This is a genomic window from Paenibacillus sp. FSL K6-1096, from assembly GCF_037977055.1.
Lineage (GTDB): Bacteria > Bacillota > Bacilli > Paenibacillales > Paenibacillaceae > Paenibacillus_AQ.
Genome location: NZ_CP150274.1, coordinates 5604170 through 5626299, shown reverse-complemented (window position 1 = coordinate 5626299; position 22130 = coordinate 5604170). Strand labels below are relative to the sequence as shown.

12 protein-coding genes and 1 other annotated feature are annotated in these 22130 nt (G+C 56.5%); of the genes, 5 read left to right on the top strand and 7 right to left on the bottom strand.

Going from position 1 to position 22130, the window contains the following annotated elements:
* Window positions 1-29 precede the first annotated feature (29 nt).
* The 5 genes from MHI24_RS24845 to pheS form a co-directional block, all read right to left on the bottom strand.
* Window positions 30-1460 (bottom strand): sensor histidine kinase, encoded by a 1431-nt coding sequence (locus MHI24_RS24845; protein ID WP_340022211.1) that lies wholly within the window; start codon window positions 1458-1460, stop codon window positions 30-32.
* Window positions 1457-2446: a sugar-binding protein gene (locus MHI24_RS24840; RefSeq protein WP_340022210.1), complete on the bottom strand. Its 990-nt coding sequence runs from the start codon at window positions 2444-2446 to the stop codon at window positions 1457-1459. Before MHI24_RS24840 ends, MHI24_RS24845 begins: the two co-directional genes overlap by 4 nt.
* A gap of 426 nt (window positions 2447-2872) precedes the next feature.
* Complete coding sequence (locus MHI24_RS24835; protein WP_340022208.1) at window positions 2873-5338, bottom strand: hypothetical protein; 2466 nt, start codon at window positions 5336-5338, stop codon at window positions 2873-2875.
* A gap of 178 nt (window positions 5339-5516) precedes the next feature.
* Window positions 5517-7961, bottom strand: coding sequence for a phenylalanine--tRNA ligase subunit beta (gene pheT, locus MHI24_RS24830; protein WP_340022206.1), 2445 nt, complete (start codon window positions 7959-7961; stop codon window positions 5517-5519).
* A gap of 336 nt (window positions 7962-8297) precedes the next feature.
* Window positions 8298-9332 (bottom strand): phenylalanine--tRNA ligase subunit alpha, encoded by a 1035-nt coding sequence (gene pheS / locus MHI24_RS24825; RefSeq protein ID WP_340022204.1) that lies wholly within the window; start codon window positions 9330-9332, stop codon window positions 8298-8300.
* A gap of 59 nt (window positions 9333-9391) precedes the next feature.
* Window positions 9392-9678, bottom strand: a binding site (T-box leader).
* A 272-nt stretch (window positions 9679-9950) separates the two neighbouring features.
* Between pheS and MHI24_RS24820 the strand changes: the two genes are divergently transcribed.
* The 5 genes from MHI24_RS24820 to MHI24_RS24800 all read left to right on the top strand — a co-directional run bounded on the left by MHI24_RS24820 (window position 9951) and on the right by MHI24_RS24800 (window position 17980).
* The gene (locus MHI24_RS24820; protein WP_340022202.1) at window positions 9951-12530 is read left to right on the top strand and encodes a hypothetical protein; all 2580 of its coding nucleotides are present in this window, start codon (window positions 9951-9953) and stop codon (window positions 12528-12530) included.
* Window positions 12527-13972, top strand: a complete 1446-nt coding sequence (locus MHI24_RS24815; RefSeq protein ID WP_340022201.1) for an efflux RND transporter periplasmic adaptor subunit — start codon at window positions 12527-12529, stop codon at window positions 13970-13972. Before MHI24_RS24820 ends, MHI24_RS24815 begins: the two co-directional genes overlap by 4 nt.
* Complete coding sequence (locus MHI24_RS24810) at window positions 13969-14670, top strand: ABC transporter ATP-binding protein (RefSeq protein ID WP_340022199.1); 702 nt, start codon at window positions 13969-13971, stop codon at window positions 14668-14670. The genes MHI24_RS24815 and MHI24_RS24810 overlap by 4 nt, the downstream gene beginning before the upstream one ends.
* A complete protein-coding gene (locus MHI24_RS24805) occupies window positions 14667-15839 on the top strand; it encodes an ABC transporter permease (protein WP_340022197.1) in 1173 nt (390 codons plus the stop codon). Before MHI24_RS24810 ends, MHI24_RS24805 begins: the two co-directional genes overlap by 4 nt.
* Window positions 15840-16375: 536 nt before the next feature.
* The gene (locus MHI24_RS24800) at window positions 16376-17980 is read left to right on the top strand and encodes a sensor domain-containing diguanylate cyclase (RefSeq protein WP_340022196.1); all 1605 of its coding nucleotides are present in this window, start codon (window positions 16376-16378) and stop codon (window positions 17978-17980) included.
* Between the two features lie 79 nt (window positions 17981-18059).
* On the opposite strand, the gene pulA is transcribed toward MHI24_RS24800, so the two are convergent.
* Both pulA and MHI24_RS24790 read right to left on the bottom strand, forming a co-directional pair.
* A complete protein-coding gene (pulA, locus tag MHI24_RS24795) occupies window positions 18060-20456 on the bottom strand; it encodes a type I pullulanase (RefSeq protein ID WP_340022195.1) in 2397 nt (798 codons plus the stop codon).
* A 263-nt stretch (window positions 20457-20719) separates the two neighbouring features.
* A complete protein-coding gene (locus MHI24_RS24790; protein ID WP_340022193.1) occupies window positions 20720-21964 on the bottom strand; it encodes an MFS transporter in 1245 nt (414 codons plus the stop codon).
* Window positions 21965-22130: the final 166 nt, after the last annotated feature.

Below are 22130 nucleotides of genomic sequence, written 5' to 3'. Positions count from 1 at the left end.
TGTTTTTGCTCCCCTTTCTCTTATATGCTCTAGGCCGACACCAGGGGCAGCCGGAACCGAACCTCCGTCCCCTCTCCTTCGCTACTGTTGATCTCGATTCTCTGCTGGCCGTCGAAGAATAAATGCAGTCTTTTAAAAACATTATGCGTCCCAAGCCCCGTCGACTGGCCCTTGCCGCTGAACGTCGCCGTCTCCTTCTGTATCGAGCCGATGAGCCGCTCTACCGTCTCCCGGCTCATGCCCGCTCCGTTATCGCTGATTCGGATGTCCACCTCTTCGCCGTAGCAGCGGATCGACAGGGACAGCACCGCCCCCTCCTCCATCTGCTCCAGCCCGTGGACGAAGGCATTCTCGAAGATCGGCTGCAGCGTCAGGCACGGAACCATCCCGTCGAGCGCCTCCTCATCCACCTCGATCACAAAAGCAATCCGGTCGCGGAAGCGTGCCCGCTGGATATTGATGTATTCATTCAGATGCTCGACCTCCTCGCGCAGCGGGACCGCCTGATCCAGCTTCTGCAGGTTGTAACGCAGCAGACGCGAGACGGATACCGTCAGGTCGCTGGTTCGCGATGCCCCCTCCAGATACGCCAGCTTAGCGATGGAATTCAGCGTATTGAACAGGAAATGCGGGTTAATCTGGCTCTGCAGCATCTTCAGCTCCAGCTCCTTGACCAGCCGGTCCTTCTCCGCGCTTTTGATATTCTCCTTCATCAGCTCCTGGATATTATCGATCATCCCGTTAAAAGCACGGCACAGAATGCTGATCTCATCATTGTTGACACTCTCCGGCGCCTTGGTATCCATCCGTCCCTTGGAGATTTGCTTGGCGGTCGCCACCAGCCTGCGGATCGGCCCGGTAATGCTGCCGGACAGCCAGACCGCCATGCAGATACTGAGCAGTGCGGCGGTGATGACCAGCAGGCTGCCCAGCCCGTTCAGCTTCCCGGTCGTCTGCATGATCTCCCCGTAGATCGGCTTGTACTGGTCCAGCTCCAGATCCACCAGCTCCTGCGCCTCCTCTCGGATGAACCGCTGGGTCTGCTCGGCCTCGATATACGCGCCCGCCAGCGTGTTGGCGTCCTGGCCTTCAATCTCCGTAATCAACCGGCCGGTCTGCTCCAGGAATGTATCAATAATATGGCTGTAATTCTTCAGCGGAAGCTCGCTGCCGCCTATGGTCGCCATTCCGTCCAGTCTGCTGCGCAGGTCCATCACCGCGGCCAGATGCTTCTCGACCTCCGGGAAGCTCTCCGGGTCGACCTGCATGATGAAGCGGTTCAGGGAGCGCATATTCTCCCCGACCTCATAGGACACTTCCTTGTACAGCATGATCCGGTTCATCATCAGGTGATAGCTCTCCTGCACATTCTTGCCGCTCTCGAACAGCACGAAGGAGACGGAGCTCATCAGCAGCACCAAGAGCGGAATACAGATCAGCAGCTTGAGGCGGATGCTCATAAGCTCTCTCCCTCCTGCACATTGGAGCGGTCCAGCACCTTCACACCGGTATAATACCTGGACTGCAGCGGAGCTCCCTGAAAATGCTGATAGAGCAGCCTCACAGCCATATCCCCCATCAGATAAGGCTGCTGTGCGACCGTGCCTGCAATCTCCCCGCGGCTGATAGCGTCCAGCGTCTCGGCCTGGTTATCGAAGCCGATGATGGTCAGCGGGCTGCGCTTCAGGCTGCGGGAGGCCTGGAGCATCCCGAGTGCATCCGTCGCGCTGGTGCCGACCATGACATCGATCTCCGGGTGATAGCGCAGCATGTCCGCCGCCTGCTGAATCGCCTCCATATGCGAGATGTTGGAGCTGCGGATATCGACAATCTCCATGCCGCTGTAATGCTTCACGACATTCTTCAGGCCGTCCAGGCGCTGGAGCTGGTTCTTGGCCAGCTCGCTGCCGATGATGACGCCGATTTTGCCCTGGCCGCCGGTGGTCTGTACCACCATACGGCCCAGCGCCTCGCCGGCGGCCACATTGTCGGTGCCCACATAGGCCAGCCGGCGGCTGGCCGGGGCATCGGTGTCAATCGTGATGACCGGAATCCCCCGGTTCACCGCCTTATCAATCACCGGCGTGAACTTCTCGTCGTTGAGCCCCTGCACGATGATCGCGTCGACCTGCGCGGCAATGGCTTTTTCCAGCAGACTGAGCTGCTCTTCCATATTATTGCGGACCGGCCCGGTAAATTCGATATCCATGCCATATTTCGCTGCGGCCTCCCGCGCCCCCTTCTCGACCATCTCCCAGTAGGGGTGATACCGCTCCTGTTCAATCAGCACAATATGATGGCCGGGCTTATCCTGGCCGGGATGCCCGCTCAGCTCCTTGACGATATGCCCCATCCGCGCCGAATGGCGCGCGAACCCTATAAACAGATACAACAGCAGCACAAAAAGCACAACCACCCCTGCGCCGCTGACCCACTTCTTATCCATCCCCCTCACCTCAATCCCCATCCTACCCCTGGTTGTAAACGGTCGCAATAGTAAATTTGTGTATAAAGGTGGGGGCATCCGTGCTCTTCATCCGCTCATTCCACCCACTATCTGCGAATTCAGGTGCACTTATGCTCCTCATCGCGGCCTGAAATCACAAATGTTGCACATTTTGCAGGATACTGCTTTGAATCGTGGCTTGGGTACGGCAATTGTTGCACATTTTGCAGGATTGTTACTGGTAGGGCGGGGCATTGGCGCGGATATGTTGCATTCTGTGCAGGATTTCAAGTAACTTGCTTTCTATCAGGTTCGATTGTTGCATTTATTGCAGAATTCGTGCCTGATCCCACGTCCCCAAACAGCAGAAAGAGCCGTTCTAAGCATTTCTGCTTATCACGGCTCCTCCTGTAATGCGTCCGCCATTCAACTGTCCTGTTCGATCAGTTGAATCCATTCATTATATTCACTTTGCAGCTTGGCATATTCCGCCTGCAGGCTGCGGTGTTCCTGTGCAAGCTTCTCCAGCTCGCCCTGCTGCAGCTCTGCCTGGGCCTGCACCAGCCGCAGCTGGCCCTGGGCAAGCTCATAGCTCTCGCCGATCTGCTCCAGCTGCTGCTTCGTCTCGCTGTGCGAGCGGCTCACCGATTCCGCCTGGGCCTCGGCCTCCCCGGCCTCCTGCTGCCAGATCTCGATCTCCTCACGCAGCTTCGCTTCCTGCTCAAGCCACTGCTGCTCCCGCTGCTGAAGCTCCAGCGCGCGCTGCTTCCAGGAAGCCTCGTTCTCCCTCGTCTCACGGAGCGCATCCTGCTGCTCTGCTGCCGCTGCTGCGGCTTCGCGGCCTGCCTCGTACAGCTCTTCCAGACGCCGTGCGGCTTCCTCGCCTTCCGCTTCCAGCAGCTCGTACCGCTCCTTCAGCTGCTCGCCCTCCTGCAGAATCTCGTCGTACTGGGCAATCAGCTCCTCGTAACGGCCGCGCAGCGCGGCCAGCTCCTTGCGGGCCGTCTCTGCCGCCTCTTGCTGCACAGCCAGCTCCTGCTCCGCCTCGGCACGAAGCCGCGCTTCGCGGTCCAGCTGCTGCACCATGCCATCGGCCTGGCCCCGCAGGGTCTCCACTTCACGCTGCAGCGCTTCCGACTTCTCTCCTGCCTCCAGAAGACTCATCTCCAGCTCGCTGATATCCTCCATATGCTTATTCGCCAGCGCCTCCCAGGAAGCCGACTCTTCCGCCGTCCGGTTCAGGTCTGCCTCAGTACGGGTCAGCCGTTCCGCCGTCTCGCGCAGCGAATGGCGCACAGCCGCTGCTTCCTCGTGCGTCTGCTCATACTGCTTACGCAGCCCTTCCAGCTCCTCGTTCAGCAGGGTGCCCAGCTCGCTCACGGTGTGCAGCTCCTCCTGCGCTTCGCTTAGCTTGCCCTCTGCGTCCCGCAGCTCGCTGCGGAGCTCCGCCGCCTCGCTCTTCGTAGCCGCAACCTGCTTACGCACCTCATCCAGCTCTTCGTTCAGCAGGTTGCCCAGCTCGCTCGCTGTGTGCAGCTCCTCCTGCGCAGCGCTTAGTCTGCTCTCTGCATTCTCCAGCTCGCTGCGGAGCGCTTCCGCCTCGCTCTGCGCTGCCGTAGCCTGCTTACGCAGCCCCTCCAGCTCTTCGTTCAGCAGGGTGCCCAGCTCGTTTGCCGTATGCAGCTCCTCCTGCGCAGCGCGTAGCTTGTCCTCTGCATCCCGCAGCTCGCTGCGGAGCGCTTCCGCTTCGCTCTGCGAAGCCGCAGCCTGCGAGCGCACTTCCTCCAGCGCCGCGTTCTGCTGCTCTGCCTGCTCAGCCGCAAGCTTCAGCTCTTCTCCCAGCTGCTCCTCGCGCTTCAGCACAGCTTCGTACTGGGCGAGCAGCGTCTGGCGCGCATCACGCTCGCTCTTAAGCCCCGCTTCCGCTGCACGCAGCCGGGACTGCAGCTGTCCGGTTCCGCCGCGCAGCTCGCCGAGCTGCTTCTCCAGCTCCTGGAGCTGCTGCTTATGCCGGTGCTCCTGCGTTCCCTGGGACTGGCGCAGCTCCTTGGTCTTGGCCTGCTCCTTCTCCAGCGCTTCCCGCTCCCGGGCAAGCTCACCGGTGAGCGCCTCCTTCGTCTCGGCCAGCTCCTTGCTCAACGTGCTGCGGATCTCCACGATCTCGCTGCCCATCGATTCCCGGGTCTGCTGCAGCTCCTGCTCCAGACCTGACAACGTCTCCATCCGCTCGCGGGTCAATGTCTCGCGCAGCTCCTCCAGCTCCTGCAGATGGGCAGCCTGCAGTTCCTCCACCTGCTTCAGCCGCAGGGCTTCAGCAGCTTCCAGCTCCTGCCGCGCAGCCTCGCGGGCAGCAGCCTGCTCTGCGGCGTGATTCTCGCGCAGCGTCTTCAGCTCGGCTTCGCGTTCCTTCAGCTGCTGCTCAAGCTGCTCACGGCCGGCAGCCGCAGCCTGCTTCTCTTCCTCCAGCAGTTCGGCATGAAGCTGGCGCTCCTGCTCCTGCGCCTCCAGATGCCTTGCGCGCTCTTCTTCCGCAGCGGCAATCAGGCGCGCCGCTTCTTCCTTCGCCGCCGCATCAAGCTTCTCATAGGCTTCCTGCTGCTCACGCTGCGCATCCTGAAGGCGCGACACTTCGGCGCGCAGCTCGGTACGCTCGCCGGTCAGCATGTTCAGCTCGTTTTTGAAATCCTGAACCTGAATCGCCTGCTCTGCCATATGTACAGCCGCAAGCACCGCAATCCGCGGGGTATCCAGGCGTGTATGTGATTTGGATATTGCACGCATATGCTCATCGACATAACGGGCAACTTGTTTCATATATTCTGTACTGCTTCCAACAAGCTTATAGGAAGTTCCGTATATCTCCACGGCGACACGGGTCCGGTCCATAGCCACAGTTGTGCCCTCCTTTGTATGTGTGCGGATTCTAAGATGGTTTCCTTGCTCCTATTGTAGCGTGATTTCTTAACCTTTGGCAAAAGAACGGTGATACTCCGCATTTCACAAGGGTACAGAAAAGCCGCAGCGAATCTCTGTTTCTAAATGGATTCGCTGCGGCTTTGCACAATTCCTGCTATTTTCTTAATTCAGCGCCAAAAGTTTGTTCCAGCGCAGAGACTACTCTGTCATGCACTTCCACAACCTCTTCATCGGTCAGCGTATGGTCGGTATGGCGGTACAGCAGCGACAGCGCAACGCTCTTCTTCCCTGCCTCCATCTTGCCTCCGGTATAGATGTCGAAGACCTGCACATGCTGCAGCAGTGTTCCGCCATGCTCACGGATGGTAGCGGTCAGATGGCTTGCCGGCACCTCCGCACCGACAACGACTGCGATATCCCGTTCCACGCCCGGGAAGCGGTGCAGCTCGCTGTATTGCAGATGGGAACGGGCCGCATGATACAGCGGCTGAAGCAGCACTTCGGCTACATAAGTATCCTCCAGATCCATGCGGCGCTGCAGCTCCGGATGCAGCTGGCCCAGCGTACCGATCTTCACGCGGCCCTCAGGCTGCTGCAGATAGACCGAGGCGGAGCGGCCCGGATGATAGCCTTCAGGCGCATCGCCTTCGTAGGTAATCCGATCAGTGAGTCCAAGATGCTCAAGCACCGTCTCCAGTGCACCCTTCAGATCGAAGAAGTCCACCGGCTCCGCCGCTACGTTCCACTGCTTGGCCGCACGGGTGCCGCTCAGCAGCAGGCCGAGTACCGGCAGCTCGCTTGGCTGGCGGGTAAGCACCTCTTCTTCTGTAAGGAACACATTGCCGATCTCGAACAGCGCCAGATCGCCTTGGCGGCGGTTCGTATTGTAGAGGGCAATGTCCAGCAGCTGCGGCAGCAGGCTGGTGCGCAGCACGCTGCGCTCCTCGCTCATCGGCATCGCCAGCTTCACCGGCAGCTTGCCGCCCGTAAGCGCGGGGAAGAGCTTAGTCTGCTCCGGCTGAATGAAGGAATAACCCATAACCTCCTGATATCCGCCCAGCGAGAGCAGGCGGCGGAGCTCCCGGCGCAGGAACTGCTGTCTGGTGAAAGCACCTGGCGTTGTTGTCCCTTCAATGAGGGTAGTCGGAATATTATCGTATCCGTACAGACGGGCAATCTCTTCAATGAGATCGACATCCTGAGTGATGTCGCCGCGGCGGGTCGGCACCTGCACCTCAACGATTCCCTGGGCCGCATCGCCGCACTTGAAGTGCAGACGGCCGAACAGGGTCTTCACTTCCAGCAGGGACAGCTCCGTGCCGAGATAACGGTTCAGCTTCTCCAGCGACAGCGTAATCACCTTCTCCGCTACGGGAGCGCCGCCAGCCTGGACAATGCCTTCATGCACGGCTCCGCCGGCATACCGGGCCATCAGAGCGGCAGCGCGGTTCAGCGCAGGAATTACCGCATTCGGGTCCACTTCCTTCTCGAAGCGCTGGGAAGCCTCGGAGCGCAGGCCGAGCTGGCGCGAGGTCTTGCGGACGGTTCCGCCGTCGAACTTGGCCGATTCCAATACGATGCTGACCGTGTTCTCCGTAACCTCCGTTGACAGTCCGCCCATCACTCCAGCCAGCCCGATGGCTCCCGAGCCGTCGGCAATGACCAGCATCTGCGGCTCAAGCTTGCGTTCCTGCCCGTCAAGGGTGGTCAGCAGCTCGCCTTCACGGGCGAAGCGCACACCGATGGTTCCGCCCTGCAATTCTCCTCCGTCAAAAGCGTGCAGCGGCTGACCGTATTCCAGCATCACATAGTTGGTAATATCCACGATGTTGTTGATCGGGCGCACCCCGGCTGCCATCAGGCGGTTCTGCATCCAAAGCGGGGATGGAGCGACCTTCACACCGGTGATATAACGCACGGCATAATGGCTGCAAAAAGCTTCATCCTCTACGCTAACCGCAATGGAGTCAGCAGCCTTCCCGCCGGTCTCCACCAGCTCTGCCGCCGGATCGGCCAGCTTCAGGTCACGGCCCAGCACCGCGCTAACCTCGTAAGCGGCGCCGATCATGCTGAGGCAATCGGAACGGTTCGGCGTCAGATCGAAATCAAGCACCTCATCATTCAGCCCCAGCACCTTGAGAATATCCTGGCCGACCTCAGTCTGCTCAGGCAGTACAAGGATGCCCTCCTGCAGCTCCTTGGGCAGCAGCTTGTCGTTCAGGCCCAGCTCTTTGGCCGAACAGATCATGCCTTGCGACAGCACGCCGCGCAGCTTGGCTTTTTTGATCTCCAGGCCCGGCAGCTTGGCGCCTACCAGCGCGACCGGCACCTTCTGGCCCGCTGCGACATTCTTCGCTCCGCAGACGATCTGCAGGTCCTCGCCCTGGCCCGCATCCACGATACAGATGTTCAGCTTATCGGCATCCGGGTGCTTTTCTTTGGATTTCACATAGCCGGTTACGATCCCGGATATTCCTTTGTTGCGCGGTTCTACTCCGTCAATCTCGATGCCGGCGGTGGTGATTTTGTCCGCCAGCTCACCCGCGGTCACCCCTTCCAGCGATATATAATCGGCCAGCCAGGCGGTTGATACTTTCATAATCGCACACTTCCTTTTGGTTCAGATGTATTTATCTCCATGCCGGTTGTGCTGGGGCCCTTTTTCGGAAGCTGCTGCGTGATCTTTCCTTCCTGCTTCACAATTCCTGTTAATAGCGCACCTGCAAGGAATGTTTGGACTTCCGGCCGCTGTTGTATTTGAATTTCCTGATTAGAACCGCTTCCCGCGGTAGAAATTCAAATCCAAAGGCGGACGCTTCCGCTCCTCCAGTTCCAAAATTCCCCTCCGGTGCATTCTTAACAGTTAAAGAAACAGTAACTCAAAATCCGCTGCACCCTTCCTGTCCAACGCGCCCCGCACACCCCCGCCAAATCCCTAAATCCCCTTGAACTGCTGCACAAAACCCATATCATTCGTGTAGAAGTTGCGGATGTCGTCGATGCCGTACTTCAGCATCGCAATCCGCTCCACGCCCATGCCGAAGGCGAAGCCGCTGTAGACCTCCGGGTCGTAGCCGCCCATCCGCAGCACGTTCGGGTGCACCATACCGGCGCCCAGAATCTCCAGCCAGCCGCTCTGCTTGCAGAGACGGCAGCCGCTGCCGCCGCATTTGAAGCAGTTCACATCGACCTCAACGCTCGGCTCGGTGAACGGGAAGAAGCTTGGACGCAGACGGATTCCCGCTGCCGGTCCGAACATCTCCTTGGTGAACTGCTGCAGCGTGCCCTTCAGGTCGCTCATGCGGATATTGCGGCCGATGACCAGGCCTTCAATCTGATGGAACTGGAAGGAGTGGGTCGCATCGTCGTCGTCGCGGCGGAAGACCTTGCCGGGACAGATGATTTTGACCGGAGATTCTCCGTTCGCTGCCTGCATGGTGCGCACCTGCACCGGCGACGTCTGGGTCCGCATCAGAATATCATCCGTTATATAGAAGGAATCCTGCATATCCCGGGCCGGATGGTTCTTCGGCAGATTCAGCGCCTCGAAGTTGTAATAGTCCGTCTCCACCTCAGGGCCCTCAGCGATCCGGAAGCCCATGCCGATGAAGATATCCTCGACCTCCTGAAGCACCCGGCTCAGCGGATGAATTCCGCCCTGCGGCAGGCCGCGGCCCGGCAGCGTCACATCCACCTTCTCGGCGTTCAGACGGCTGCGGGTCTCCTCCTGCTGGAAGAACTCCTGCTTCGTGCCGATAACCTCCTCAATGGCGCTGCGCACCAGGTTCGCCACCTGTCCGATTACGGGACGCTCCTCCGCGCTCAGCCCGCCCATTCCGCGCAGAACCTCGGTCAGCTCGCCTTTTTTGCCAAGGTATTTGACACGCAAGTCATTCAGCAGCTGCGGATCGGTTACCGCCTCCAGCTTCGCCAGCGCCTCAGCCTTCAATGCTTCCAATTTCTCCTTCATCAATGGTACTGCCCCCTCAAATCTCGTATTGTGCAACACAAAAAAGGCCTTTCCTCCCGGTAAGGGACGAAAAGACCGTGGTACCACCCTTGTTAGACGGCCGGATGCTTCCCTTAAGAGTACTATTCCCTCTTCCGGTGCGGCCAAGACCTGTCTCACTCTATGCAGATATAACGGTCTGCGGCCGGTCTCCCCTACTATCCTGCCAAGGAAGCTCTTGGCCAATTTCAGGGAACTGCTCCGGAGTGAACTTCGGCAGCTCTGCTCTCTTAGAAACGCTCTCAATCTGCGGCGCTTCCTCCCTGTAAGCCAGGCACTGCGTACTCTTCTCCATCAATGCATTTATGCGGATTATATCCTCTGCACTTCGATCCTCCACTTGGGAAGATATGCCCATCTATTATAAGCAAAAACAGCGAATTTGACAAGCCGGGCAAATTTTGCTTATTTTTTATCTTCTTTTAAGCTTTCTTTAAGCTTCAGCGCGGTTTGAAGGCCATTTTTTCAGCGGACATTCAGTCAACATTGATATTTTGCCTTATGAGATCATCTGGCTGTCCTTCCGTGGAAGGTGGCCGCTTTAGGTGAATACAGACTTGTATAAAGGGAGGACATTTCATGCTCACACGAAAAAAGGCATTTGTTCTGCTGCTGCTTAGCACAATTGCCGCAACTCAAACCGTAGGGAGCCCGGGAACCGCAGCATATGCCGCTTCATCCGGTTCAAAGGCTGCCGCCGCAAGCACGGTCACGGAAGTCTCTACATTTAACGGTCAAAGCGCGCTCAAGCTCGGCACCGCGCTTCAGGTGAAGCTGAGCCATGTGGGGATTCAGAGCCAAACCGGCGGCAATATTCTCACCTACACGCTTACCTATACTAACAATGCCGGCAGCAGCGTCAATCTGGCCGACTATTTCTCCAAAATTGTAACTGCGGGCGGCAGCATCATCAAGGGAAAACCGGTCAGCGCAGACAATGCTGTCAAGAAAATCCCTGCCAAGCAGAGCATCAGCCTTACATACTATGCCAATATTGGCACTGCCGCTTCAGTCAAAGGACTCAAAATCAACATATACGGCTGGAATTTCAGCGCCGCTAATTATGAACAGCGCATAGGCACGTTCACGCTTCCTTCTAATTATTCATTATCCTCTCTTATAGGGGAGACCCGGAAGGTTGAACTCGGCGGCATTACCGCCGGCACCAAAGCAGAATCCGTGCAAATCTACAAATATAACGGCAAAGTCTATGCCAAGGTCGGGCTTACTGTAACCAATCTGGGGACCAAAGTGCTTACAGATCCGGGCTATGCCTTGTACCTGAAATCCTCGGGCGGCTCAGTCTTCACGCTTACACTGGATGACAGCAGCTCCGAATTCAAGCTCCAGCCTCAGGAGAAGAAGACTCTCTATTATATGACCGAGATCCCTTCCTACATGAATGTCAGCAAGCTGACGCTGCAGATCGCCAAGCTGGATGAGGGACTCAAGCTGTACTTGCCCGTCTCTTCCTATGCACTTCCGGCTGCCGTAACCGCAGACTTCACCGTAGCGGCGGGCTACACCAGGAAGATCTCCATAGGCAGCAACAATGTGGATATGCAGCTGCTGAAGGCTAATGTACACGCGGATAACGGAAATGGCGTCTGGAGCTATCAGCTCCGGGTGAAGAATGCCGGCAGCAAAGCGGTCACTTTGCCTGCTTATGAGCTTAATGTCAAATCGGCGGAAGGCTACAGCTTCCCGGTAACGGCCACAGCCTTCGACAGCCTGACCCTGAAGCCGCTGGAAGAGAAGCTGATTGAGCTGAGCGCTAATGTTCCGCTGGAGCTGGCTCAGAATTCGCTGGAGCTGCAAATGATTGCTCCTGCAGCCAGCGAGGATAAAATAACGCTGCCTGTGGCCTATTTCCGCATCCCGTATACGCCGGAGAGCCAGATTCATCTCGCCTCTGAGACCAGCGTAACCAATACCTACGGCACCTTCGCGGTCTCGCTGGACTCCCTGCTGCGTCTGCCTTGGAGCAGCGAGGATCTGGTACAGGCCAAACTGACGATACGCAATGCAACGTCCAAATCTATTACCTTACCTGCTCTTACCGGCGTACTCCTGGCGGATCAGCAGGATCTCAGCTCCTCTTCGCAGACTTATACGGACAACAGCTCTTCGGTGCTTGCCCCTGGTGCCAGCACTCAGATCACGGTTCAAGGCCGTATTCCCTACACCCTGGATGTCAGACAAATCAAGCTCATTCTCCAGGAGACTAAGGGTACAGAGGTGTCGCAGTTCCTCTCTCTCAGCACAAGCGACAGTGCCATTAAGAGTGTAGCTCCGCTGGCTGCAGGAGAAGCCTTCAAGATCAATTCCACCGGCAAAAAAGCCACCGTGAAGGAACGGTCCACCCTCCTGTATACAGGAACCGGCTCGAACCTGGTGTACAGTGAAGTGGAAATGAACAGCGAAGAAGTCCGGCAGACCGATCTGGCCCGTCTGTACGCACAGTTCAGGACTGCTGACGGGCAATATTTTGAAGCTACAGTCAACCAGTCTGAGCTGTCGACCAGCCCTGGGGGCAAAACACTGGTTACCTTCTGGGCGAAAGTCCCGGCCAATCTGGACACCGCAGGTCTGCAGCTGTATATCAGCCAGGCTATTGCCGATGGCAAGCTGACTACCGCCGGAACGGCAGCGACAGGATACGTGAATACAGCAGCGCTGACACTGACTCCGGCAGAGGTTACGCCTTTGACCAATCTGGCTTCGGTTCCACTTTTCCCTTACACACTGGAAGTTACCAGCTCTATAGGGGAGCTTACCAAGGGCGCAAGCAGCATTGCTGTGACGTTCAACTACAATCTCAATCAGGATACTACCTATCAGACAGGCGCTTACCAGCATAAGCTCATTCTTCAGGTAATCGATCCTTACGGAAAGTCTCACGAGAAAACACTGACGCTGGGAACCGACCTGACCTTGGGAACAAACAACTCTTATTCAACGACTCTATCCAGCGTTCTGTTCAAAAATCTCAGCTCCGGCACCTATGCCCTTAAATTCTACGATGAATTCCAGGGAGTGCGGACGGAGATCGCCAGCCAGGCCTATGCCCTTGAGGTTACCGCCAAAGCAGCCACCTCCTCCTCTTCCGCAGCAGCGGCAGCAGGAAATACCGGAGATTCTGAAGGAGCCGCACAATGAACAAGAAGAAAAGTATTATTACCGCTTCAGTTATAGTTGCCGTTGCTATTGCAGGGATTGCGGGCTATATGCTCTGGCCGGATCAGAACCGGCAGATCACTGCCGCTCCGCTGAATACGGCGGTTGCCAGTAAGGGGGATATCCTGGTGGGTGTCTCGGGTTCAGGTGCAGTATCGGCAATCAACAGCGAGAGCATCCGTACCAAAGAAGCCGGGAAGGTCGATAAGGTCAAGGTTAAGAAAGGAGATGTCGTCAAAAAAGGCGATGTGCTGATCACATTTGTTGCGGGCGATCTGGACGACAAGCTGAAGGAAGCCAACAAGTCATTGGAGAATCTCAAGACAGAGCTTGAGAATAAACAGGAGAGCTACAAGACGCTGGCGATGAATGACGCTACAGAGGAAGAGCTGGAATCCGCAAAAAAAGCCATTGATAAAGCCAATAGTGATATTGTGGACGGGCAGGAAGCTATCGCTGATATCTACGAAGATATGGCTCCGCCCGATCCGCTGACCGCACCTATCGACGGGACGATCACTGCCGTGAATATTACGGATGGTGAACAGGCCCAGAATGGTGCTGAGCTGTTCACCATGACCGACTACGTTAACCTAAGCGTTACCGTGCAGGTAGACGAGCTGGATATCCCCAAAATCAAGCTGAATCAAGCCTCTACCATTACAGTGGATGCCCTTGAGGACAAGTCTTTTACCGGTAAAGTTATAGACATCGGCAAAGAAGGCACCTCATCGAATGGTGTCTCCCTGTTCAACGTCACTGTAGGATTAAATGACTCAGCAGGTGTACTCGTCGGCATGTCTGCAGAGGTGGCGATTACCATCGAAGAGAAGAAGGATATTCTGACCGTTCCCATCGAAGCTGTAACGAAGATAAACGGGGAATCCTTTGTCAATGTAGCGGTAACCGGGGATGAAGAATCCGGCAGGGCGGACAAAGATGCGCCGGGCTCCAATTCCCCTGCTGGCGCTGCAGCGGGTAGTGAACCCTCCGGTAATGAAGCGGGTACCAGAGGCCCAGGCGCCCCCAGCGGCAGAGAATTCCAGGGTGGTGAACCTCCGTCTGGAGAGTTCCCTGCTGACGCAGAGTTCCCTGCTGGCGCAGAGTTCCCCGGCATGGCAGCCGGAGGCAGAAGCGAAAGAAGCGAAAGAAGTGGAGCGGGTTTCGGCTCAGGTATGAAACGGGTGGCCGTAGAGACCGGTATCCACAATGAGAGCAGCATCGAAATTGTCAGCGGCCTAAGTGAAGGGGATGAAGTGATCCTCCCGACCGTGACTTCTTCAGGCAATGCCGTCTCTCCGCAGCAAGGCGGCATGGGCGGCATGGGCGGATTCCCCGGCGGCGGTGGAGGCGGCTTTCCTGGCGGCGGGGGCGGATTCCCCGGCGGGGGCGGCGGCTTCGGCGGAGGCGGTGGCGGACGATGATCTCATCAGAGCCGCTGATCCGGGTTGAGAATATGAAGCACAGCTACACAATGGCCGGAGAATCGATGACGGTTCTGAAGAGCCTGAGCTTTAACATTAATCACGGAGAATTCGTTGCGATTATCGGTCCGTCAGGGTCAGGCAAGTCCACCCTGATGAACATGCTCGGCTGTCTCGATGTGGCCAATGAAGGCGATTATTTCCTGGACGGCCAGGAGATCCGCAGGCTGTCTGACAACAAGCTGGCTCAGATCCGCAATGAGAAGATTGGCTTCATCTTTCAAAACTTCAATCTGCTGCCGAAATTATCAGCCGTAGAGAATGTGGAGCTGCCCTTGATTTACCGTGGAATGTCTCACAGGGAGCGCAGAGAGGTCGCCCGCAGTGCCCTGGTCCGGGTAGGCCTGGAGAGCAGAATGAATCACCGTCCCTCCGAGCTGTCCGGGGGCCAGCAGCAGCGTGTGGCTATTGCCCGCGCCCTTGCCGGAACCCCCCCGATACTTCTTGCCGATGAGCCGACCGGAGCGCTGGACTCCAAGACAGGCAAGGAAGTTCTGCATATGATCAAGGAGCTTAACGGGCAGGGGCATACCATTATTCTGATTACGCATGATCTGGAGATTGCCGAGCAGGCCAAACGGGTGATCCGGATTCAAGACGGGGATCTTGTAGAGGACCGGAAGGTGGTGCCCTCATGATGCTGTACCAGAGTATGAAAATGGCCTTCAAAAGTATCCTCAGCAGTAAAGTAAGAGCCTTTCTTACCATGCTGGGCATTATTATCGGGGTCTCCTCCGTCATTGCACTTGTCGCTGTGGGCCAGGGCACCACCTCACAGATAACAGAGTCCCTAAGCTCCCTGGGAACCAACCAGCTGACCGTCAACATTATGGGCCGTGGAGCCACCACTTCTCTGACTTACGAGGAGGCTCTGGCCCTGGGTGAGATTGAAGGGGTGGACAATGTATCCCCGGTAATCAGCGGGAACGTTACCGCCAAGCACGGTACCGACAACGTTTCCGTATCCTTAGAAGGGATTACACCTGCCTACGAAGAGGTCCAGGATTTCCATGTGCAATCCGGAAGATTTCTGCTTGAGATGGATACAGAATACCGGCAAAAGGTTGCTTTAATCGGATCAGATACGGCGGAGGATCTATTCGGTACGGATAATCCTGTCGGCCAAAAGGTGCAGATCAACGGCACCAGCTTCAAGATCGTCGGGCTGCTGGAGAGTAAAGGCTCCACCAGCATGGGCTCAAGCGATGAGAAGCTGCTGATCCCCATCTCTACAGCCGAACGGTTCCTGCAGAGCAGAGGAATCCGCTCCATTACTATCACAACCACTTCTAACGACAATGTGGATGAGGTTAAGACCAGGCTGGAGGCGAGCCTTGATGCCAAGTTCAATGCAGCCGAGAACGCCTACTCTGTCTTTGATTCCCGGGAGATGCTGGAAACGGTAAATGAAACCAGCGCCACACTTTCAATGGCACTCGGCGGTATCGCCGGTATTTCGTTATTTGTAGGCGGGATAGGGATTATGAACATTATGATTGTCTCCGTCAATGAGCGGACCAGAGAGATTGGCATCCGGAAGGCTATCGGGGCCAAAAAGAAGAACATCATGATGCAGTTCATGATCGAGTCCGTCGTCTTAAGCGGAACCGGAGGCCTGATCGGAGTCGCACTGGGACTTGGTGCCAGCTGGGCTGTCGGTAACTATACCACCTTGAATGTGGCGCCTTCCTGGAATATGGTTCTGATCTCCTTTTCATTCTCTTTGATCATCGGTGTCCTGTTTGGAATGATCCCTGCAAGCAAGGCTGCAAGAATGCGCCCGATCTATGCGCTGCGCAACGATTAGCGCCTCCTGTACCCTGCAGTATATAATCTGCTGTTTAATCCGTCAGTCTCAGATCTCTGGGCTGGCGGATTTTTTGGTTATATTTTTAATGCATATTTGATACCTAAGGGGTATCGTTTGCAGTAAAAGTGGGTAATAGGACTCAAAGGTCAGAATACCTTGTACATAGTAGTATGGTATACATAGTAGTTCTTTGTATCGGCTGTAACTGATCTGTCTTCCAAGCTTTCATTCCGGCTCCATGATCCGCTTCTAAGCCTGTACAACAGGAGGCGGAAGCTGACGGGGCTTATTATTTTTTTCAGCAATTGCTCTGCTTAAGAGATGTCCTATATACTGGTGAAAAGTAACCGCTACTAGACCGGAAGCTGCTGCACGCATCCTTGCCTCCTTCTTCCCCTGCTTGCTAGGACTCCTAACCTGTACTCTCTTAATCTTGCCTGCAATTTATTTATTTCCGTATATGGACCCGTTCCGATGCATCAACGATACACCCCTTTGGATTCACAAAAGTTCTGTGCGGGGAGAGGATCACAGTGGCTGTTCTATCCGAGATTACGAGTACACGCAGATTAATCCTATTATTCACCTCAATCTCCGTTCTGCTGGTGGGCGTCAGTGTAGCCTCCCTGCTGTACCTGAGCCATACGATTAACAAATTATCAGATGCCTTGTACAGTGATGTATACCAGAACTCCGAGCTCATCCTGAATGCCGACCGGGACCTGTACCAGGCCGCCCTTGCGCTTCAGACCGCCGTCGGCGGAGCGCTGACCAGCGAAGAGCGCAGCAGACTGTCACAGGAGTTCGAGGACAACAATGCCCAGGCACAGCAGCGTATCGGCACCGCCAGCTACAATCTGGACGCCGTCAAAAGTCCCTTTAGCGGCATGAAGGAAAGTGAGCTGCTGCTGGATGAATTAAGAGACGAGCTGGGCGGGTTCAATACTTCGCTTGCAGACTGGAAGAATACCGGCAGGGAATGGATCTCACAACGGGTTCAGAGCGACTGGAATCCTGCTTCTTATTCCCTGCTGACCGTACATACCGAATTGAACGAGGTAAGAGGACGTCTGGATCATGCCGAGGAGCTGATTGACAGCTATGCTCAGCAGGTGATGCTGGAGTTCAAGGATCTCAAAAGCTCGCTGTTCGCTGTCTATTCCATCTTCCTCTTCCTGCTCGTTCTGGTGATTATCTATCTCAGCCGCAGACTGATTACCCTGCAGAATGAAATGCTGGAGGAGAAATCCCTGTACCAGCTGATCGGTGAGACGATGTCTGATTTCATTGTGCTGACTGATCCGAACGGCCTGATTCTGTACGCCTCCCCTTCCCATGCCAGCGCACTCGGTTACGTGCCCAGCAAGGGGGCGCCGCTGTCCAATTACATCCGTGAGGCGGAGATTTCCTGGGCCAAGCTCAAGAGCGTGGTGCAATCATCCCCCAGAATCTCCGAGCTGCGGATGCGTTCAGCCGAAGGGCACTGGGTGTGGCTGGAGACCAAGGTGACCCCGATTGCAGGAAGCCGCGCATTCCCGGCGCAGTTCATGCTGGTATCGCGCGAGATCACCCAGCGCAAGCAATACGAGGAGCGGCTGCACAAGCTGGCCTTCTATGACCATCTGACCGCGATTCCGAACCGGGCCCATTTCAAAATGTATATGGAGAACCTCATCCACCAGCCGCAGGAGCACAGACAGGAAATCGCCGTAGCCCTGCTGGATTGCGACCGCTTCAAGCAGCTCAATGATACGCTCGGCCACCTGGCCGGGGACGAATTCCTGCAGATGCTCTCCCGGGAGCTGCAGCAGACCGTGAAGGGCTACGGCCAGGCCTTCCGCATCGGAGGGGATGAATTCGCTGTAGTGATTCACCGGTTCAACAGCCCGCAGGTGCTGGATGAAATCCTGGGCCGCCTGCTTCAGCTGTTCAACAAAACCTGGTCCTTCAACCATGGCGCAAGCTTCCATACCTCTGCCAGCATTGGCGTTGCCTTATATCCGAAGCATGGCAGCACCATCAACGAGCTGCTCCGCGCCGCTGATCTGGCCATGTACCGCTCCAAGAATAACGGCGGCAATGAAGCCAGTCTGTACAGCGAACAACTGGATAATAACTACAACAGCCAGCGGAATTAGCGCTGGGGGTTGCCTTGTCCGGAATGCACAAAGAGCGGGCCCTCTCCGCAAGGGGAGCAGGACCCGCTCTTATTATGTTCTAGCTGGTCTGCGGCAGCGGATCAGCCCGTTCGATGCGCTGCTCCAGGCTGCGTTCACGCACGCTGACCTTGATAACTTCCTCTCCGTCCGGACAGTCGATGAAGCGGTCCGAGGCACCGTCCTTCTCCTCCCAGTCATTCAGCCGGAGAATATATCCGATTGAAGCCGTCTCGGGCAGCACCTCAATCCGCGCTATCGCATGTCCGTTCTCCATATGCTGGAAGTCACGTTGGCCATCCTGAATGCCTGTACCCCATACCCAGAGATTCCAGCCCCGGTAATCGCCGTCCGGCCGTTCATAATGAACCTCGATAATCTTCGATCTGGGTCCCGGTTCATCATACTCATCATAGAGTACCATCACCGACAGACCGGCGACCTCTACACTGCCGCTCTCCGTCTGCCGGAAGGCCTCCGCTCCGGCATTAGTATGATCGACTACGATGTTCCAGCAGCCGGTGGTCTCCGGGAGACACTGGGTGACCGGCTCCATGTTGGCATTATAGATCACCACGATATTTCTCCATGTATCTCCGCCGGCATGATCCTTCAGCATGTAAGCCACCACCCCGCCGTCACAGCGCAGAAACTCCAGACTGCGTTCAATCTCCTGGCGGCCGTGCAGGCGGAAGGCCGGATGTGTCCGGCGCAGCTCAATCAGACCCTTGTAATACTGGAAGACAGGGATGAACCGCTGCTTGTTCTCCCAGCGGATGGCGTTGATGGCGTCCGGGCTGCGGTAGCTGTTATGATCGCCGAATTTGCTGCGCAGCAGCTCATCTCCGGCATGAAGGAACGGGATGCCCTGTGAGGTCAGAATAATCCCGCTGGCCAGCAGGGAGCGCCGTACCGTCTCATTCTCCAGCACCTCCAGCGTATTTACCGCGAAGTACGGATCAGCCTGTGCAAGGGCAGCCTGCAGATCGCCGCCGCCCCGCAGCTTGCCGTCCGCAAGCTCCGGCAGACGCGCTTCCCCGCGCAGACCCTGCGTGGCGAGTATTTTGTCCCACAGATTGAGATTGTCATGGGCGGTTACATAGTTCACAGTCTCCACAGGCGAATCGGTGAAGTCATGAATCGCCCCCAGAACCCCGGCTGCAACCGCGCCCTCCTTGCCGTGTTCCCCTGTCACGAAGCCTCTGCCCCAGCCGTCACTGTCACCCTTAATGGCGGAGCGGAAGTTGTCGTTGAAGACGGCGTAGCCTTTGCCCTTCTGCACACCCTTAAGCGTCTTGGCTGCGAGCGGGGAGTCGCCACCTGTCCACGGCTCGCCGTAGATCAGCAGATTCGGGTTAATCTTAAGCCGCAGCTCCTCGGTGATCTCGCGCATGGTTACACTGTCGATCAGGCCCATCAGGTCGAAGCGGAACCCGTCAATATGATATTCCTCCGCCCAATAAGCCAGGGAATCCTTAATATACTTGCGGACCATCGGCCGCTCCGTCGCCAGCTCATTGCCGACACCCGAACCGTTGGAGAGCCGGCCGCCGGAGTCCTGGCGGTAATAATAATCCGGCACCAGCGGCTGGAACGGCCCCTGCTCCAGACTGTACGTATGGTTATAGACCACATCCATAATGACCGAGATGCCGCAGCTATGCAGCGCCTGCACCATCTCCTTGAACTCGCGGATGCGTGTTCCGGGCGTAGCCGGATCGGTGCTGTAGGAGCCTTCAGGCACATTATAATGCTGCGGATCATACCCCCAGTTGTATGCGGTGAACAGCGGAGACGAGGGTTCCGCGCCCTCCGCTGCCAGCTCATCCACCGTCTGATAATCGAAGACCGGCAGCAGATGGACATGCGTGATGCCCAGCTCGGCCAGATGGTCGATACCCAGAGGATGGCCTGCCGCATCCTTAAGGCCGCTCTCTGTGAACGCCTTGAATTTCCCCTTGTACTTATGTCCAGAGCTCTCATGCACCGAGAAGTCACGGACATGAAGCTCATAGAGGACAGCATCGGCCGGATGAGGCAGAGCCGGAGAAGCATCCTGCGCCCAGCCCTCCGGGTCCGTCTCCGCCAGGTCTACGATGGCTGTGCGCAGACCGTTCGCCGATACAGCGGTTGCATACGGGTCCGCCGCTTCAGAGATCGACCCGTCTGCAAACACGGCCCGGTACATATAATATTTGCCTTTAAGATTCCCGGGAATCCGGAGTTCCCAGACTCCGCCTTCTGCGCGCTGCATTCTGTGAAGCCTGCCGCCCTCCCGGTAGCTTCCGGTCCCAGCCTCCAGTCCGTTCCCTCCTGTGTCATACAATACAAGAGAGACTGTAAATGCTGTAGGCGCCCAGACTTTGAACAGGCTGGATTCCGCAGTATACGTTAGGCCAAGGTCATTGCCTTCATAGATTTCAATAACAGATTCTGCATTTATATAATTGCTGCTCATGGATATTCACCATCCTCATGCCCTCCGCAGAACGCGCAGAGAACGAATTGCTCTACTCCTTCAAGCTATTTCCACATTTTGGACAACTGATACTTGTGATTGCTTGCACTGCTCTGCAAGCGGGAATATGCCCGGAATCAAGCCATATAGGGTTCATCTTATCATACGTTGCACTAGGTTTACACGTATGGGTTAATGGAAGAATAATGCCCCATCTATCCAATATCGGCATCAAGCCCCCTCCATTGAAGAGCTGGGCAGCTTCACCGGGACTTGCGCAGCACCTTCCCGTACAGCGCGATGACGGGAAGCAGCAGGATGCCGGCGGACAGCAGCGAAGCTCTAATCGAGATGCGGCTGCCGATATAGCCTACAGCAGGACCGCCCGCGCTCTGCCCCAGGGCATCGGTCTGGCTGATCATCGACAGGAGCGTCGCCCGGTTCCGGGCGGGCAGCTTCGTATTCAGCCATGTCGTATAGACCGGCTCGGTTACGGAACCGACCACTCCCAGGATCAGCACCGCGCTGACTGCAACGTAGAAATCAGATGCAAGCGCCAGCAGCAGAATGCAGCCTGCGCGGGCCAAAGTCAGCAGGAACAGGGCGGCGGCGGCTGTCCGCTCCTTGTTCAAATCCAGCATCCGTCCGGCCAGATGTACGGCCAGCAGCCCTAATAGTGCAGTCACTGCGCTGATCGCCCCGAATACGGTGGCCATAGATACGGCTCCCGCCGGAAAGCCGATGTCATTCATCAGGTAGACCGGCCATAGCCTGTCATACCCTTCAGACGCAGCACCGCTGAATAAAGTTACAACCGCCAGCATCAGCAGCAGCGGATGACGCCTTAGAATAGATGCACCGCTGGCCCAGGTCCTGCCAAGCTCACGGAGAGGCGACGAATGCGGCGTACGCTCCCGGCGGGTGAATCCCGTCTCCTTCATATAACGGATCAGGATCAGCCCAAGGAGGAAGTAGATGGCTCCCCCTGCCAGAAAGGGCAGGTTAGGTGCAATAATAGACAGGCCTACGCTGACAGCGATGCCCAGCAGAGACGCGGTTAATCCGAACATTTTGGAGCGCATGAACAGCTGCCCTGTCTGCCCCTCTTCCAGCTCGTCCACAATCCAGGCGGTATCCGAACCACTGAAGAACGTCCAGCCGATGCCGTACAGCATCTGGGAGATTAGCAGCCAGCCGAAGGCGGGCAGCAGCGTAGCCGGCTGCATGATCCAGACAATGCTCCCCTCCAGGACAAAAGCCATCCCTAATACGAACATGCCAATAATAACCGACAGCTTACGGCTGTAGGTATCTGCAACCACCCCGGTAATTCCCTCGAAGACCAGCACGGTAACTTCAAGCACCGTCCCGATCAGCACCAGCTGCAGCGGATTGAGTCTGAGCTCCATCACGTAATAGATGCTGTAGGTTGTAAATATCGTGCTGGCGGCCAAAGACATCATAAAGGTCATGAAGAGATAAATCTGTGAAGCGCTGAATTTCTGCAAGAATCGTTCCACCTCCGAAAGTTATGGAGTTATTATATAAAAATGTTGTGGAACAGGCGGCTCCAGATTTGCTATATTCCTCCCCGCATATTCAGAAAAAAACCGGCCCCCAAAGCGGGAACCGGCAAATGTTGTTGGAAAAAGTTGGAATACGGAAACAGGAGTT